We start from the raw sequence: 17039 nt of genomic DNA, 5'->3' as shown, positions 1-17039 counted from the left end.
TACATATAAATTCACCTGCTGAAACATTTTCCACGTCCCAAGTATTCTTATTCACTACCCTTGCAATTTCCGCTGCCAGTGACCTTACAACCACCGAGGAATCCTCGACTGTTCCATCAACTACCACTCTCGCCTCAAATCTTGCTTTCAGGGCTAATTCCTCTGTTCCCGGATCTTTCCCTGGTTCTAAACTTGCAAGCTCTACAAACACTGCTGGCGCTATTATTTCCCGACGTACCGTTCTATACACTTCACATGTCTGTATTGCTGGTATCTCTTCCCTGAGCTTATTACAGATTGCCTGATGTAAATTTCCCCAGAACATTATTTCATATAACTCATTTGCTGATCAAAATACTTCTCAAATACTCTTTCTACTTCATTATCAACTAACTCTTTCATTGTTTCCCGAGCTTGCGTGTTTATTTTAATTTCATCTATTGGCAAAGACGTGGTATACCTTCTTTTGAATATTCCTATATGACCATTTTTCATTGTTGCTATAAATGCTCCTTCATATGTACGGCTTCCTGCCCTTGCTCCTATTTTTGTCTGTTTTATACTCCCAAGTTTTGCTACTCCTATCCACTGCGAACTGAGCTTTACTATCGACCATAAACGCTTTCTATTTGCTTTATCCACACTTAACTTTTTTCTCATTGCTTTTTTTGGTATTTGTTTTTCTTCGCTAACTTGTTTGACAGTTTGCGATCTTACCCATAGTGCTGTTTTGTTTAATGCTCTTACTGTTGCTAATTCTATTTTTCTTCTTTCAGCACCTATGCTTTGCATAACTTTTTCGATGCTATCGGTGACTTCGATGTTAATACGCATCTACACCCCTGACGCTTGAATTTTCCACAATACTCCTCCTAAGTGGTGCTACCTATGGCACATCTCTTCCTTATTACCTGCAATATTTCATCTGCTGATATTTGGATCAATGCAGCTATACACACCTTTTTTCTCAGTTGTAAAGTAGTAATCCCCAACTCCAAGATCAGTTACAGGCGTATGATACACATCTTCTGGAATGCTGACTATCTCTTCTATCATGCCTGACTTCTCATCTAATAGAAACATGATTCCCTTATTGCTCACAATAAATAATTTTCCATCTATCACCGGTCTAGCATAATATGTGTCTTTTAGTTTATCATTTAGCTCATCATTCACCACTAAGTTAGTACTCCAAATTATCTGACCATCAGGTATTGCAACTTTCATAACTTCATTCTTTGTGTTTACTACAAAAAATTCGTTACCATTTATATCATCGGGGTACAGCCATGGCATAATCCCACCACCACTGATATTTTTTGCTTCCATGGCCTTTAACCACAAAAGATCTCCTGATCCTATATCAATCGCAACAATGGTAGAATTGTTTGTAGCTATTAATGTGTTATTCTTTACTACTGGAGTAGTTGTGATATCTGCAAGCTGAGTGTCTAAAATATTTGTAGAAGGTAACTTATAAGACCACAACTTTTTCCCATCTTTGTCAAAAGCTACTAACTCTCCATTTGAAAATGGAACTATTAGCTTATCGTGTATAACCACAGGAGATATGTAATTTATTTGATTACTACTATTAAACATATGATAGAACCAGCTTGTATTACCATTCTCTATGTTCAGCATGTATAAATAGTTATCTACAGTCAAAATTGCTATTCTATTATTAAAAATTGTAGGGTTTCCTTTCACCAAAGACTTTAACTCCTTTTTCCACATAACTGCGTCTTCATTTATTTCATATTGTGTATTATCTCTATTTATTGCATATAGCACATTATCTATTGCTAAGTAAATTTCTCTACAATATTCACTGCAAGTAGCACTCATTCTACCAATTGTTTTATGACTACCAGATAAATCTACATCCTTCCAGTACCACCCTGTGTTGTACAATACCCCATCACCACCAATAATTAGCTCGTAACTTTCGTGTATAGGAATTGGTTGTATATAACCTTGAGAAAACTCTCTACTTGAATTATTCCACGGGTGACACCTATATTTATTTTTTATTTCTACAGTTTGTAGGTATGTTTCTATAGGAATCTTGATTGAAATGTCATCAATACAAAAAGACATTATTAATAAATGCTATGGCACGAAGCACATGGAGTCTGTGTTATTGAGTGATGACAATTTTTCTGTATACATTCGAAATCTCATGCGTGCAATTGAAAATTGCACCAAAATTTACCAAACAACTAAAAACATTCATTACTTCTCAGTTTATAAGTGTACAGATGCAGCAATAACAATTATAATGGAAGCCCATGATGCAAGAAGAAGAGAACGACAAAATGATCTCTCCCTTGGTAACATAAATCCATACAGTTTATTTAGCATATGAAATTTCATAAACTGTTAATTTTTTAAAATGGTTCTTATAAGAACCACAAAATTATCATAAATAGAAACAAAGAGTATAACAGTAAAAAAATCAAGGGTAACGCGCATACAAGGTTTATTATTAAATTTAATAATTATTTCCTTGAAGTAATAATAAAAGTACAGTAAACTTGTACGAGTGAAATTATAAATTTAATATGTTATTATAGGGTTATTCTAAAAGCAGAAAAGCAATTTAAATATCATTAAGTGTCTGCCGATGCTCCTTCATAATTGTTGATTAGTTTCGTATATAAATACCGGATTCCCAAAGATTGCATCATTGTGGTGCGGTATCTGTTATTAACCGGTCGTTTCCAAAATATTGCACTCATAAGTATGGCATATGTTCCAGTATACATTGTTAGATTTAATACGTATTGTTAAAGATATTAAGTGTCAGGCAGTTCACAAATCTGATTTGTCATTACATACAGTTTGTAGGTATGTTTCTATAGGAATCTTGATTGAAATGTCATCAATACAAAAAGACATTATTAATAAATGCTATGGCACGAAGCACATGGAGTCTGTGTTATTGAGTGATGACAATTTTTCTGTATACATTCGAAATCTCATGCGTGCAATTGAAAATTGCACCAAAATTTACCAAACAACTAAAAAACATTCATTACTTCTCAGTTTATAAGTGTACAGATGCAGCAATAACAATTATAATGGAAGCCCATGATGCAAGAAGAAGAGAACGACAAAATGATCTCTCCCTTGGTAACATAAATCCATACAGTTTATTTAGCATATGAAATTTCATAAACTGTTAATTTTTTAAAATGGTTTCTTATAAGAACCACAAAATTATCATAAATAGAAACAAAGAGTATAACAGTAAAAAAATCAAGGTAACGCGCATACAAGGTTTATTATTAAATTTAATAATTATTTCCTTAAAGTAATAATAAAAAGTACAGTAAACTTGTACGAGTGAAATTATAAAATTTAATATGTTATTATAGGGTTATTCTAAAAGCAGAAAAGCAATTTAAATATCATTAAGTGTCTGCCGATGCTCCTTCATAATTGTTGATTAGTTCGTATATAAATACCGGATTCCCCAAGATTGGATCATTGTGGTGCCGTATCTGTTATTAACCGGTCGTTTCCAAAATATTGCACTCAAAAGTATGGCATATGTTCCAGTATACATGTTAGATTTAATACGTATTGTTAAAGATATTAAGTGTCAGGCAGTTCACAAATCTGATTTGTCATTACATACAGTTTGTAGGTATGTTTCTATAGGAATCTTGATTGAAATGTCATCAATACAAAAAGACATTATTAATAAATGCTATGGCACGAAGCATATGGAGTCTGTGTCATTGAGTGATGACAATTTTTCTGTATACATTCGAAATCTCATGCGTGCAATTGAAAATTGCACCAAAATTTACCAAACAACTTAAAACATTCATTACTTCTCAGTTTATAAGTGTACAGATGCAGCAATAAAAATTATAATGGAAGCCCATGATGCAAGAAGAAGAGAACGACAAAATGATCTCTCCCTTGGTAACATAAATCCATACAGTTTATTTAGTATATGAAATTTCATAAACTGTTAATTTTTTAAAATGGTTCTTATAAGAACCACAAAATTATCATAAATAGAAACAAAGAGTATAAGAGTAAAAAAATCAAGGTAACGCGCATACAAGGTTTATTATTAAATTTAATAATTATTTCCTTGAAGTAATAATAAAAGTACAGTAAACTTGTACGAGTGAAATTATAAATTTAATATGTTATTATAGGGTTATTCTAAAAGCAGAAAAGCAATTTAAATATCATTAAGTGTCTGCCGATGCTCCTTCATAATTGTTGATTAGTTTCGTGTATAAATACCGGATTCCCCAAGATTGGATCATTGTGGTGCCGTATCTGTTATTAACCGGTCGTTTCCAAAATATTGCACTCAAAAGTATGGCATATGTTCCAGTATACATGTTAGATTTAATACGTATTGTTAAAGATATTAAGTGTCAGGCAGTTCACAAATCTGATTTGTCATTACATACAGTTTGTAGGTATGTTTCTATAGGAATCTTGATTGAAATGTCATCAATACAAAAAGACATTATTAATAAATGCTATGGCACGAAGCACATGGAGTCTGTGTTATTGAGTGATGACAATTTTTCTGTATACATTCGAAATCTCATGCGTGCAATTGAAAATTGCACCAAAATTTACCAAACAACTTAAAACATTCATTACTTCTCAGTTTATAAGTGTACAGATGCAGCAATAAAAATTATAATGGAAGCCCATGATGCAAGAAGAAGAGAACGACAAAATGATCTCTCCCTTGGTAACATAAATCCATACAGTTTATTTAGTATATGAAATTTCATAAACTGTTAATTTTTTAAAATGGTTCTTATAAGAACCACAAAATTATCATAAATAGAAACAAAGAGTATAAGAGTAAAAAAATCAAGGTAACGCGCATACAAGGTTTATTATTAAATTTAATAATTATTTCCTTGAAGTAATAATAAAAGTACAGTAAACTTGTACGAGTGAAATTATAAATTTAATATGTTATTATAGGGTTATTCTAAAAGCAGAAAAGCAATTTAAATATCATTAAGTGTCTGCCGATGCTCCTTCATAATTGTTGATTAGTTTCGTATATAAATACCGGATTCCCCAAGATTGCATCATTGTGGTGCGGTATCTGTTATTAACCGGTCGTTTCCAAAATATTGCACTCAAAAGTATGGCATATGTTCCAGTATACATGTTAGATTTAATACGTATTGTTAAAGATATTAAGTGTCAGGCAGTTCACAAATCTGATTTGTCATTACATACAGTTTGTAGGTATGTTTCTATAGGAATCTTGATTGAAATGTCATCAATACAAAAAGACATTATTAATAAATGCTATGGCACGAAGCACATGGAGTCTGTGTTATTGAGTGATGACAATTTTTCTGTATACATTCGAAATCTCATGCGTGCAATTGAAAATTGCACCAAAATTTACCAAATAACTAAAAACACTCATTACTTCTCAGTTTATAAGTGTACAGATGCAGCAATAAAAATTCTAATGGAAGCCCATGATGCAAGAAGAAGAGAACGACAAAATGATCTCTCCCTTGGTAACATAAATCCATACAGTTTATTTAGCATATGAAATTTCATAAACTGTTAATTTTTTAAAATGGTTCTTATAAGAACCACAAAATTATCATAAATAGAAACAAAGAGTATAAGAGTAAAAAAATCAAGGTAACGCGCATACAAGGTTTATTATTAAATTTAATAATTATTTCCTTGAAGTAATAATAAAAGTACAGTAAACTTGTACGAGTGAAATTATAAATTTAATATGTTATTATAGGGTTATTCTAAAAGCAGAAAAGCAATTTAAATATCATTAAGTGTCTGCCGATGCTCCTTCATAATTTTTGATTAGTTTCGTATATAAATACCGGATTCCCCAAGATTGGATCATTGTGGTGCGGTATCTGTTATTAACCGGTCGTTTCCAAAATATTGCACTCATAAGTATGGCATATGTTCCAGTATACATGTTAGATTTAATACGTATTGTTAAAGATATTAAGTGTCAGGCAGTTCACAAATCTGATTTGTCATTACATACAGTTTGTAGGTATGTTTCTATAGGAATCTTGATTGAAATGTCATCAATACAAAAAGACATTATTAATAAATGCTATGGCACGAAGCACATGGAGTCTGTGTTATTGAGTGATGACAATTTTTCTGTATACATTCGAAATCTCATGCGTGCAATTGAAAATTGCACCAAAATTTACCAAATAACTAAAAACACTCATTACTTCTCAGTTTATAAGTGTACAGATGCAGCAATAAAAATTCTAATGGAAGCCCATGATGCAAGAAGAAGAGAACGACAAAATGATCTCTCCCTTGGTAACATAAATCCATACAGTTTATTTAGCATATGAAATTTCATAAACTGTTAATTTTTTAAAATGGTTCTTATAAGAACCACAAAATTATCATAAATAGAAACAAAGAGTATAAGAGTAAAAAAATCAAGGTAACGCGCATACAAGGTTTATTATTAAATTTAATAATTATTTCCTTGAAGTAATAATAAAAGTACAGTAAACTTGTACGAGTGAAATTATAAATTTAATATGTTATTATAGGGTTATTCTAAAAGCAGAAAAGCAATTTAAATATCATTAAGTGTCTGCCGATGCTCCTTCATAATTTTTGATTAGTTTCGTATATAAATACCGGATTCCCCAAGATTGGATCATTGTGGTGCGGTATCTGTTATTAACCGGTCGTTTCCAAAATATTGCACTCATAAGTATGGCATATGTTCCAGTATACATGTTAGATTTAATACGTATTGTTAAAGATATTAAGTGTCAGGCAGTTCACAAATCTGATTTGTCAGTACATACAGTTTGTAGGTATGTTTCTATAGGAATCTTGATTGAAATGTCATCAATACAAAAAGACATTATTAATAAATGCTATGGCACGAAGCACATGGAGTCTGTGTTATTGAGTGATGACAATTTTTCTGTATACATTCGAAATCTCATGCGTGCAATTGAAAATTGCACCAAAATTTACCAAACAACTAAAAACATTCATTACTTCTCAGTTTATAAGTGTACAGATGCAGCAATAACAATTATAATGGAAGCCCATGATGCAAGAAGAAGAGAACGACAAAATGATCTCTCCCTTGGTAACATAAATCCATACAGTTTATTTAGCATATGAAATTTCATAAACTGTTAATTTTTTAAAATGGTTCTTATAAGAACCACAAAATTATCATAAATAGAAACAAAGAGTATAAGAGTAAAAAAATCAAGGTAACGCGCATACAAGGTTTATTATTAAATTTAATAATTATTTCCTTGAAGTAATAATAAAAGTACAGTAAACTTGTACGAGTGAAATTATAAATTTAATATGTTATTATAGGGTTATTCTAAAAGCAGAAAAGCAATTTAAATATCATTAAGTGTCTGCCGATGCTCCTTCATAATTGTTGATTAGTTTCGTATATAAATACCGGATTCCCAAAGATTGCATCATTGTGGTGCGGTATCTGTTATTAACCGGTCGTTTCCAAAATATTGCACTCATAAGTATGGCATATGTTCCAGTATACATGTTAGATTTAATACGTATTGTTAAAGATATTAAGTGTCAGGCAGTTCACAAATCTGATTTGTCATTACATACAGTTTGTAGGTATGTTTCTATAGGAATCTTGATTGAAATGTCATCAATACAAAAAGACATTATTAATAAATGCTATGGCACGAAGCACATGGAGTCTGTGTTATTGAGTGATGACAATTTTTCTGTATACATTCGAAATCTCATGCGTGCAATTGAAAATTGCACCAAAATTTACCAAACAACTAAAAACATTCATTACTTCTCAGTTTATAAGTGTACAGATGCAGCAATAACAATTATAATGGAAGCCCATGATGCAAGAAGAAGAGAACGACAAAATGATCTCTCCCTTGGTAACATAAATCCATACAGTTTATTTAGCATATGAAATTTCATAAACTGTTAATTTTTTAAAATGGTTCTTATAAGAACCACAAAATTATCATAAATAGAAACAAAGAGTATAACAGTAAAAAAATCAAGGTAACGCGCATACAAGGTTTATTATTAAATTTAATAATTATTTCCTTGAAGTAATAATAAAAGTACAGTAAACTTGTACGAGTGAAATTATAAATTTAATATGTTATTATAGGGTTATTCTAAAAGCAGAAAAGCAATTTAAATATCATTAAGTGTCTGCCGATGCTCCTTCATAATTGTTGATTAGTTTCGTGTATAAATACCGGATTCCCCAAGATTGGATCATTGTGGTGCCGTATCTGTTATTAACCGGTCGTTTCCAAAATATTGCACTCAAAAGTATGGCATATGTTCCAGTATACATGTTAGATTTAATACGTATTGTTAAAGATATTAAGTGTCAGGCAGTTCACAAATCTGATTTGTCATTACATACAGTTTGTAGGTATGTTTCTATAGGAATCTTGATTGAAATGTCATCAATACAAAAAGACATTATTAATAAATGCTATGGCACGAAGCACATGGAGTCTGTGTTATTGAGTGATGACAATTTTTCTGTATACATTCGAAATCTCATGCGTGCAATTGAAAATTGCACCAAAATTTACCAAACAACTTAAAACATTCATTACTTCTCAGTTTATAAGTGTACAGATGCAGCAATAAAAATTATAATGGAAGCCCATGATGCAAGAAGAAGAGAACGACAAAATGATCTCTCCCTTGGTAACATAAATCCATACAGTTTATTTAGTATATGAAATTTCATAAACTGTTAATTTTTTAAAATGGTTCTTATAAGAACCACAAAATTATCATAAATAGAAACAAAGAGTATAAGAGTAAAAAAATCAAGGGTAACGCGCATACAAGGTTTATTATTAAATTTAATAATTATTTCCTTGAAGTAATAATAAAAGTACAGTAAACTTGTACGAGTGAAATTATAAATTTAATATGTTATTATAGGGTTATTCTAAAAGCAGAAAAGCAATTTAAATATCATTAAGTGTCTGCCGATGCTCTTCATAATTGTTGATTAGTTTCGTATATAAATACCGGATTCCCCAAGATTGCATCATTGTGGTGCGGTATCTGTTATTAACCGGTCGTTTCCAAAATATTGCACTCAAAAGTATGGCATATGTTCCAGTATACATGTTAGATTTAATACGTATTGTTAAAGATATTAAGTGTCAGGCAGTTCACAAATCTGATTTGTCATTACATACAGTTTGTAGGTATGTTTCTATAGGAATCTTGATTGAAATGTCATCAATACAAAAAGACATTATTAATAAATGCTATGGCACGAAGCACATGGAGTCTGTGTTATTGAGTGATGACAATTTTTTCTGTATACATTCGAAATCTCATGCGTGCAATTGAAAATTGCACCAAAATTTACCAAATAACTAAAAACACTCATTACTTCTCAGTTTATAAGTGTACAGATGCAGCAATAAAAATTCTAATGGAAGCCCATGATGCAAGAAGAAGAGAACGACAAAATGATCTCTCCCTTGGTAACATAAATCCATACAGTTTATTTAGCATATGAAATTTCATAAACTGTTAATTTTTTAAAATGGTTCTTATAAGAACCACAAAATTATCATAAATAGAAACAAAGAGTATAAGAGTAAAAAAATCAAGGTAACGCGCATACAAGGTTTATTATTAAATTTAATAATTATTTCCTTGAAGTAATAATAAAAGTACAGTAAACTTGTACGAGTGAAATTATAAATTTAATATGTTATTATAGGGTTATTCTAAAAGCAGAAAAGCAATTTAAATATCATTAAGTGTCTGCCGATGCTCCTTCATAATTGTTGATTAGTTTCGTATATAAATACCGGATTCCCCAAGATTGCATCATTGTGGTGCGGTATCTGTTATTAACCGGTCGTTTCCAAAATATTGCACTCAAAAGTATGGCATATGTTCCAGTATACATGTTAGATTTAATACGTATTGTTAAAGATATTAAGTGTCAGGCAGTTCACAAATCTGATTTGTCATTACATACAGTTTGTAGGTATGTTTCTATAGGAATCTTGATTGAATGTCATCAATACAAAAAGACATTATTAATAAATGCTATGGCACGAAGCACATGGAGTCTGTGTTATTGAGTGATGACAATTTTTCTGTATACATTCGAAATCTCATGCGTGCAATTGAAAATTGCACCAAAATTTACCAAACAACTAAAAACATTCATTACTTCTCAGTTTATAAGTGTACAGATGCAGCAATAAAAATTATAATGGAAGCCCATGATGCAAGAAGAAGAGAACGACAAAATGATCTCTCCTTGGTAACATAAATCCATACAGTTTATTTAGCATATGAAATTTCATAAACTGTTAATTTTTTAAAATGGTTCTTATAAGAACCACAAAATTATCATAAATAGAAACAAAGAGTATAAGAGTAAAAAAATCAAGGTAACGCGCATACAAGGTTTATTATTAAATTTAATAATTATTTCCTTGAAGTAATAATAAAAGTACAGTAAACTTGTACGAGTGAAATTATAAATTTAATATGTTATTATAGGGTTATTCTAAAAGCAGAAAAGCAATTTAAATATCATTAAGTGTCTGCCGATGCTCCTTCATAATTTTTGATTAGTTTCGTATATAAATACCGGATTCCCCAAGATTGGATCATTGTGGTGCGGTATCTGTTATTAACCGGTCGTTTCCAAAATATTGCACTCATAAGTATGGCATATGTTCCAGTATACATGTTAGATTTAATACGTATTGTTAAAGATATTAAGTGTCAGGCAGTTCACAAATCTGATTTGTCATTACATACAGTTTGTAGGTATGTTTCTATAGGAATCTTGAATTGAAATGTCATCAATACAAAAAGACATTATTAATAAATGCTATGGCACGAAGCACATGGAGTCTGTGTTATTGAGTGATGACAATTTTTCTGTATACATTCGAAAATCTCATGCGTGCAATTGAAAATTGCACCAAAATTTACCAAATAACTAAAAACACTCATTACTTCTCAGTTTATAAGTGTACAGATGCAGCAATAAAAATTCTAATGGAAGCCATGATGCAAGAAGAAGAGAACGACAAAATGATCTCTCCCTTGGTAACATAAATCCATACAGTTTATTTAGCATATGAAATTTCATAAACTGTTAATTTTTTAAAATGGTTCTTATAAGAACCACAAAAATTATCATAAATAGAAACAAAGAGTATAAGAGTAAAAAAAATCAAGGTAACGCGCATACAAGGTTTATTATTAAATTTAATAATTATTTCCTTGAAGTAATAATAAAAGTACAGTAAACTTGTACGAGTGAAATTATAAATTTAATATGTTATTATAGGGTTATTCTAAAAGCAGAAAAGCAATTTAAATATCATTAAGTGTCTGCCGATGCTCCTTCATAATTTTTGATTAGTTTTCGTATATAAATACCGGATTCCCCAAGATTGGATCATTGTGGTGCGGTATCTGTTATAACCGGTCGTTTCCAAAATATTGCACTCATAAGTATGGCATATTTCCAGTATACATGTTAGATTTAATACGTATTGTTAAAGATATTAAGTGTCAGGCAGTTCACAAATCTGATTTGTCAGTACATACAGTTTGTAGGTATGTTTCTATAGGAATCTTGATTGAAATGTCATCAATACAAAAAGACATTATTAATAAATGCTATGGCACGAAGCACATGGAGTCTGTGTTATTGAGTGATGACAATTTTTCTGTATACATTCGAAATCTCATGCGTGCAATTGAAAATTGCACCAAAATTTACCAAACAACTAAAAACATTCATTACTTCTCAGTTTATAAGTGTACAGATGCAGCAATAACAATTATAATGGAAGCCCATGATGCAAGAAGAAGAGAACGACAAAATGATCTCTCCCTTGGTAACATAAATCCATACAGTTTATTTAGCATATGAAATTTCATAAACTGTTAATTTTTTAAAATGGGTTCTTATAAGAACCACAAAATTATCATAAATAGAAACAAGAGTATAACAGTAAAAAAATCAAGGTAACGCGCATACAAGGTTTATTATTAAATTTAATAATTATTTCCTTGAAGTAATAATAAAAGTACAGTAAACTTGTACGAGTGAAATTATAAATTTAATATGTTATTATAGGGTTATTCTAAAAGCAGAAAAGCAATTTAAATATCATTAAGTGTCTGCCGATGCTCCTTCATAATTGTTTGATTAGTTTCGTATATAAATACCGGATTCCCAAAGATTGCATCATTGTGGTGCGGTATCTGTTATTAACCGGTCGTTTCCAAAATATTGCACTCATAAGTATGGCATATGTTCCAGTATACATGTTAGATTTAATACGTATTGTTAAAGATATTAAGTGTCAGGCAGGTTCACAAATCTGATTTGTCATTACATACAGTTTGTAGGTATGTTTCTATAGGAATCTTGATTGAAATGTCATCAATACAAAAAGACATTATTAATAAATGCTGATGGCACGAAGCACATGGAGTCTGTGTTATTGAGTGATGACAATTTTTCTGTATACATTCGAAATCTCATGCGTGCAATTGAAAATTGCACCAAAATTTACCAAACAACTAAAACATTCATTACTTCTCAGTTTATAAGTGTACAGATGCAGCAATAACAATTATAATGGAAGCCCATGATGCAAGAAGAAGAGAAACGACAAAATGATCTCTCCCTTGGTAACATAAATCCATACAGTTTATTTAGCATATGAAATTTCATAAACTGTTAATTTTTTAAAATGGTTCTTATAAGAACCACAAAATTATCATAAATAGAAACAAAGAGTATAACAGTAAAAAAATCAAGGTAACGCGCATACAAGGTTTATTATTAAATTTAATAATTATTTCCTTGAAGTAATAATAAAATGTACAGTAAACTTGTACGAGTGAAATTATAAATTTAATATGTTATTATAGGGTTATTCTAAAAGCAGAAAAGCAATTTAAATATCATTAAGTGTCTGCCGATGCTCCTTCATAATTGTTGATTAGTTTTCGTGTATAAATACCGGATTCCCCAAGATTGGATCATTGTGGTGCCGTATCTGTTATTAACCGGTCGTTTCCAAAATATTGCACTCAAAAGTATGGGCATATGTTCCAGTATACATGTTAGATTTAATACGTATTGTTAAAGATATTAAGTGTCAGGCAGTTCACAAATCTGATTTGTCATTACATACAGTTTGTAGGTATGTTTCTATAGGAATCTTGATTGAAATGTCATCAATACAAAAAGACATTATTAATAAATGCTATGGCACGAAGCACATGGAGTCTGTGTTATTGAGTGATGACAATTTTTCTGTATACATTCGAAATCTCATGCGTGCAATGAAAATTGCACCAAAATTTACCAAACAACTTAAAACATTCATTACTTCTCAGTTTATAAGTGTACAGATGCAGCAATAAAAATTATAATGGAAGCCCATGATGCAAGAAGAAGAGAACGACAAAATGATCTCTCCCTTGGTAACATAAATCCATACAGTTTATTTAGTATATGAAATTTCATAAACTGTTAATTTTTTAAAATGGTTCTTATAAGAACCACAAATTATCATAAATAGAAACAAAGAGTATAAGAGTAAAAAAATCAAGGTAACGCGCATACAAGGTTTATTATTAAATTTAATAATTATTTCCTTGAAGTAATAATAAAAGTACAGTAAACTTGTACGAGTGAAATTATAAATTTAATATGTTATTATAGGGTTATTCTAAAAGCAGGAAAAGCAATTTAAATATCATTAAGTGTCTGCCGATGCTCCCTTCATAATTGTTGATTAGTTTCGTATATAAATACCGGATTCCCCAAGATTGCATTCATTGTGGTGCGGTATCTGTTATAACCGGTCCGTTTCCAAAATATTGCACTCAAAAGTATGGCATATGTTCCAGTATACATGTTAGATTTAATACGTATTGTTAAAGATATTAAGTGTCAGGCAGTTCACAAATCTGATTTGTCATTACATACAGTTTGTAGGTATGTTTTCTATAGGAATCTTGATTGAAATGTCATCAATACAAAAAGACATTATTAATAAATGCTTATGGCACGAAGCACATGGAGTCTGTGTTATTGAGTGATGACAATTTTTCTGTATACATTCGAAATCTCATGCGTGCAATTGAAAATTGCACCAAAATTTACCAAATAACTAAAAACACTCATTACTTCTCAGTTTATAAGTGTACAGATGCAGCAATAAAAATTCTAATGGAAGCCCATGATGCAAGAAGAAGAGAACGACAAAATGATCTCTCCCTTGGTAACATAAATCCATACAGTTTATTTAGCATATGAAATTTCATAAACTGTTAATTTTTTAAAATGGTTCTTATAAGAACCACAAAATTATCATAAATAGAAACAAAGAGTATAAGAGTAAAAAATCAAGGTAACGCGCATACAAGGTTTATTATTAAATTTAATAATTATTTCCTTGAAGTAATAATAAAAGTACAGTAAACTTGTACGAGTGAAATTATAAATTTAATATGTTATTATAGGGTTATTCCTAAAAGCGAGAAAAGCAATTTAAATATCATTAAGTGTCTGCCGATGCTCCTTCATAATTGTTGATTAGTTTCGTATATAAATACCGGATTCCCCAAGATTGCATCATTGTGGTGCGGTATCTGTTATTAACCGGTCGTTTCCAAAATATTGCACTCAAAAGTATGGCATATGTTCCAGTATACATGTTAGATTTAATACGTATTGTTAAGATATTAAGTGTCAGGCAGTTCACAAATCTGATTTGTCATTACATACAGTTTGTAGGTATGTTTCTATAGGAATCTTGATTGAAATGTCATCAATACAAAAAGACATTATTATAAATGCTATGGCACGAAGCACATGGAGTCTGTGTTATTGAGTGATGACAATTTTTCTGTATACATTCGAAATCTCATGCGTGCAATTGAAAATTGCACCAAAATTTACCAAACAACTAAAAACATTCATTACTTCTCAGTTTATAAGTGTACAGATGCAGCAATAAAATTATAATGGAAGCCCATGATGCAAGAAGAAGAGAACGACAAAATGATCTCTCCCTTGGTAACATAAATCCATACAGTTTATTTAGCATATGAAATTTCATAAACTGTTTAATTTTTTAAAATGGTTCTTATAAGAACCACAAAATTATCATAAATAGAAACAAAGAGTATAACAGTAAAAAAATCAAGGTAACGCGCATACAAGGTTTATTATTAAATTTAATAATTATTTCCTTGAAGTAATAATATAAAAGTACAGTAACCTTGTACGAGTGAAATTATAAATTTAATATGTTATTATAGGGTTATTCTAAAAGCAGAAAAGCAATTTAAAATATCATTAAGTGTCTGCCGATGCTCCTTCATAATTGTTGATTAGTTTCGTATATAAATACCGGATTCCCCAAGATTGGATCATTGTGGTGCCGTATCTGTTATTAACCGGTCGTTTCCAAAATATTGCACTCAAAAGTATGGCATATGTTCCAGTATACATGTTAGATTTAATACGTATTGTTAAAGATATTAAGTGTCAGGCAGTTCCACAATCTGATTGTCCATTACATACAGTTTGTAGGTATGTTTCTATAGGAATCTTGATTGAAATGTCATCAATACAAAAAGACATTATTAATAAATGCTATTGGCACGAAGCACATGGAGTCTGTGTTATTGAGTGGATGACAATTTTTCTGTATACATTCGAAATCTCATGCGTGCAATTGAAAATTGCACCAAAATTTACCAAACAACTTAAAACATTCATTACTTCTCAGTTATAAGTGTACAGATGCAGCAATAAAAATTATAATGGAAGCCCATGATGCAAGAAGAAGAGAACGACAAAATGATCTCTCCCTTGGTAACATAAATCCATACAGTTTATTTAGTATATGAAATTTCATAAACTGTTAATTTTTTAAAATGGTTCTTATAAGAACCACAAAATTATCATAAATAGAAACAAAGAGTATAAGAGTAAAAAAATCAAGGTAACGCGCATACAAGGTTTATTATTAAATTTAATATTATTTCCTTGAAGTAATAATAAAAGTACAGTAAACTTGTACGAGTGAAATTATAAATTTAATATGTTATTATAGGGTTATTCTAAAAGCAGAAAAGCAATTTAAATATCATTAAGTGTCTGCCGATGCTCCTTCATAATTGTTGATTAGTTTCGTATATAAATACCGGATTCCCCAAGATTGGATCATTGTGGTGCCGTATCTGTTATTAACGGTCGTTTCCAAAATATTGCACTCAAAAGTATGGCATATGTTCCAGTATACATGTTAGATTTAATACGTATTGTTAAAGATATTAAGTGTCAGGCAGTTCACAAATCTGATTTGTCATTACATACAGTTTGTAGGTATGTTTCTATAGGAATCTTGATTGAAATGTCATCAATACAAAAAGACATTATTAATAAATGCTATGGCACGAAGCACATGGAGTCTGTGTTATTGAGTGATGACAATTTTTCTGTATACATTCGAAATCTCATGCGTGCAATTGAAAATTGCACCAAAATTTACCAAATAACTAAAAACACTCATTACTTCTCAGTTTATAAGTGTACAGATGCAGCAATAAAAATTCTAATGGGAAGCCCATGATGCAAGAAGAAGAGAACGACAAAATGATCTCCCTTGGTAACATAAATCCATACAGTTTATTTAGCATATGAAATTTCATAAACTGTTAATTTTTTAAAATGGTTCTTATAAGAACCACAAAATTATCATAAATAGAAACAAAGAGTATAAGAGTAAAAAAATCAAGGTAACGCGCATACCAAGGTTTATTATTAAATTTAATAATTATTTCCTTGAAGTAATAATAAAAGTACAGTAAACTTGTACGAGTGAAATTATAAATTTAATATGTTATTATAGGGTTATTCTAAAAGCAGAAAAGCAATTTAAATATCATTAAGTGTCTGCCGATGCTCCTTCATAATT

22 protein-coding genes and 1 pseudogene are annotated in these 17039 nt (G+C 30.4%); 20 read left to right on the top strand and 3 right to left on the bottom strand.

Annotated elements, in window-relative coordinates; all coding sequences use genetic code 11:
* Window positions 1-4: 4 nt before the first annotated feature.
* From NL281_RS00120 to NL281_RS00110, 3 genes and pseudogenes are all read right to left on the bottom strand, one after another.
* Window positions 5-325: pseudogene (locus NL281_RS00120) on the bottom strand (hypothetical protein); the annotation flags it as partial.
* Window positions 325-792: a phage tail protein gene (locus NL281_RS00115; RefSeq protein WP_253303369.1), complete on the bottom strand. Its 468-nt coding sequence runs from the start codon at window positions 790-792 to the stop codon at window positions 325-327. The pseudogene NL281_RS00120 and the gene NL281_RS00115, both read right to left, overlap by 1 nt.
* A gap of 129 nt (window positions 793-921) precedes the next feature.
* Window positions 922-2100, bottom strand: a complete 1179-nt coding sequence (locus tag NL281_RS00110) for an outer membrane protein assembly factor BamB family protein (RefSeq protein ID WP_253303368.1) — start codon at window positions 2098-2100, stop codon at window positions 922-924.
* Between NL281_RS00110 and NL281_RS00105 the strand changes: the two genes are divergently transcribed.
* From NL281_RS00105 to NL281_RS00010, 20 genes are all read left to right on the top strand, one after another.
* Window positions 2078-2368 (top strand): hypothetical protein, encoded by a 291-nt coding sequence (locus NL281_RS00105; RefSeq protein ID WP_253303367.1) that lies wholly within the window; start codon window positions 2078-2080, stop codon window positions 2366-2368. The two genes, NL281_RS00110 and NL281_RS00105, sit on opposite strands and share 23 nt — an antisense overlap.
* A 399-nt stretch (window positions 2369-2767) precedes the next feature.
* A complete protein-coding gene (locus NL281_RS00100) occupies window positions 2768-3055 on the top strand; it encodes a hypothetical protein (RefSeq protein WP_253303366.1) in 288 nt (95 codons plus the stop codon).
* Window positions 3056-3569: 514 nt separating this feature from the next.
* Entirely contained in the window at window positions 3570-3830 is a 261-nt protein-coding gene (locus tag NL281_RS00095) for a hypothetical protein (RefSeq protein ID WP_253303365.1), read from the top strand.
* A gap of 538 nt (window positions 3831-4368) precedes the next feature.
* Entirely contained in the window at window positions 4369-4629 is a 261-nt protein-coding gene (locus tag NL281_RS00090) for a hypothetical protein (protein WP_253303362.1), read from the top strand.
* 538 nt (window positions 4630-5167) lie between these two features.
* On the top strand, window positions 5168-5569 hold the full coding sequence (locus NL281_RS00085) for a hypothetical protein (RefSeq protein WP_253303364.1): 402 nt from the start codon (window positions 5168-5170) through the stop codon (window positions 5567-5569).
* Between the two features lie 397 nt (window positions 5570-5966).
* On the top strand, window positions 5967-6368 hold the full coding sequence (locus NL281_RS00080; protein ID WP_253303364.1) for a hypothetical protein: 402 nt from the start codon (window positions 5967-5969) through the stop codon (window positions 6366-6368).
* A gap of 397 nt (window positions 6369-6765) precedes the next feature.
* A complete protein-coding gene (locus tag NL281_RS00075; RefSeq protein WP_253303357.1) occupies window positions 6766-7167 on the top strand; it encodes a hypothetical protein in 402 nt (133 codons plus the stop codon).
* 397 nt (window positions 7168-7564) lie between these two features.
* Window positions 7565-7966 (top strand): hypothetical protein, encoded by a 402-nt coding sequence (locus NL281_RS00070; protein ID WP_253303363.1) that lies wholly within the window; start codon window positions 7565-7567, stop codon window positions 7964-7966.
* A gap of 397 nt (window positions 7967-8363) precedes the next feature.
* A complete protein-coding gene (locus NL281_RS00065) occupies window positions 8364-8624 on the top strand; it encodes a hypothetical protein (RefSeq protein WP_253303362.1) in 261 nt (86 codons plus the stop codon).
* Window positions 8625-9162: 538 nt separating this feature from the next.
* Window positions 9163-9393, top strand: coding sequence for a hypothetical protein (locus NL281_RS00060; RefSeq protein ID WP_253303361.1), 231 nt, complete (start codon window positions 9163-9165; stop codon window positions 9391-9393).
* Complete coding sequence (locus tag NL281_RS00055; protein WP_253303360.1) at window positions 9380-9565, top strand: hypothetical protein; 186 nt, start codon at window positions 9380-9382, stop codon at window positions 9563-9565. Before NL281_RS00060 ends, NL281_RS00055 begins: the two co-directional genes overlap by 14 nt.
* A 397-nt stretch (window positions 9566-9962) precedes the next feature.
* A complete protein-coding gene (locus tag NL281_RS00050; RefSeq protein WP_253303359.1) occupies window positions 9963-10142 on the top strand; it encodes a hypothetical protein in 180 nt (59 codons plus the stop codon).
* Window positions 10073-10336: a hypothetical protein gene (locus tag NL281_RS00045; protein WP_253303358.1), complete on the top strand. Its 264-nt coding sequence runs from the start codon at window positions 10073-10075 to the stop codon at window positions 10334-10336. The genes NL281_RS00050 and NL281_RS00045 overlap by 70 nt, the downstream gene beginning before the upstream one ends.
* A gap of 1224 nt (window positions 10337-11560) precedes the next feature.
* Window positions 11561-11962, top strand: a complete 402-nt coding sequence (locus NL281_RS00040) for a hypothetical protein (RefSeq protein ID WP_253303357.1) — start codon at window positions 11561-11563, stop codon at window positions 11960-11962.
* A gap of 505 nt (window positions 11963-12467) precedes the next feature.
* Window positions 12468-12668, top strand: coding sequence for a hypothetical protein (locus tag NL281_RS00035; RefSeq protein ID WP_253303356.1), 201 nt, complete (start codon window positions 12468-12470; stop codon window positions 12666-12668).
* Window positions 12669-13164: 496 nt separating this feature from the next.
* Window positions 13165-13470, top strand: coding sequence for a hypothetical protein (locus NL281_RS00030; RefSeq protein ID WP_253303355.1), 306 nt, complete (start codon window positions 13165-13167; stop codon window positions 13468-13470).
* 601 nt (window positions 13471-14071) lie between these two features.
* Window positions 14072-14368 carry a hypothetical protein gene (locus tag NL281_RS00025; RefSeq protein WP_253303354.1) on the top strand — a complete coding sequence of 99 codons (297 nt, stop codon included), beginning with the start codon at window positions 14072-14074 and terminating at the stop codon, window positions 14366-14368.
* Between the two features lie 567 nt (window positions 14369-14935).
* Window positions 14936-15079 carry a hypothetical protein gene (locus NL281_RS00020; protein ID WP_253303353.1) on the top strand — a complete coding sequence of 48 codons (144 nt, stop codon included), beginning with the start codon at window positions 14936-14938 and terminating at the stop codon, window positions 15077-15079.
* A gap of 487 nt (window positions 15080-15566) precedes the next feature.
* Complete coding sequence (locus NL281_RS00015) at window positions 15567-15854, top strand: hypothetical protein (protein WP_253303352.1); 288 nt, start codon at window positions 15567-15569, stop codon at window positions 15852-15854.
* A gap of 510 nt (window positions 15855-16364) precedes the next feature.
* Window positions 16365-16694: a hypothetical protein gene (locus tag NL281_RS00010; RefSeq protein ID WP_253303351.1), complete on the top strand. Its 330-nt coding sequence runs from the start codon at window positions 16365-16367 to the stop codon at window positions 16692-16694.
* Window positions 16695-17039: the final 345 nt, after the last annotated feature.

Origin of the sequence: Wolbachia endosymbiont of Phyllotreta cruciferae (assembly GCF_918697765.1) — a bacterium.
In the GTDB taxonomy this organism is placed as follows: domain Bacteria; phylum Pseudomonadota; class Alphaproteobacteria; order Rickettsiales; family Anaplasmataceae; genus Wolbachia; species Wolbachia pipientis.
Note: the sequence above shows the minus strand (reverse complement) of the source record. Positions and strands in the feature narration are given on the sequence as shown.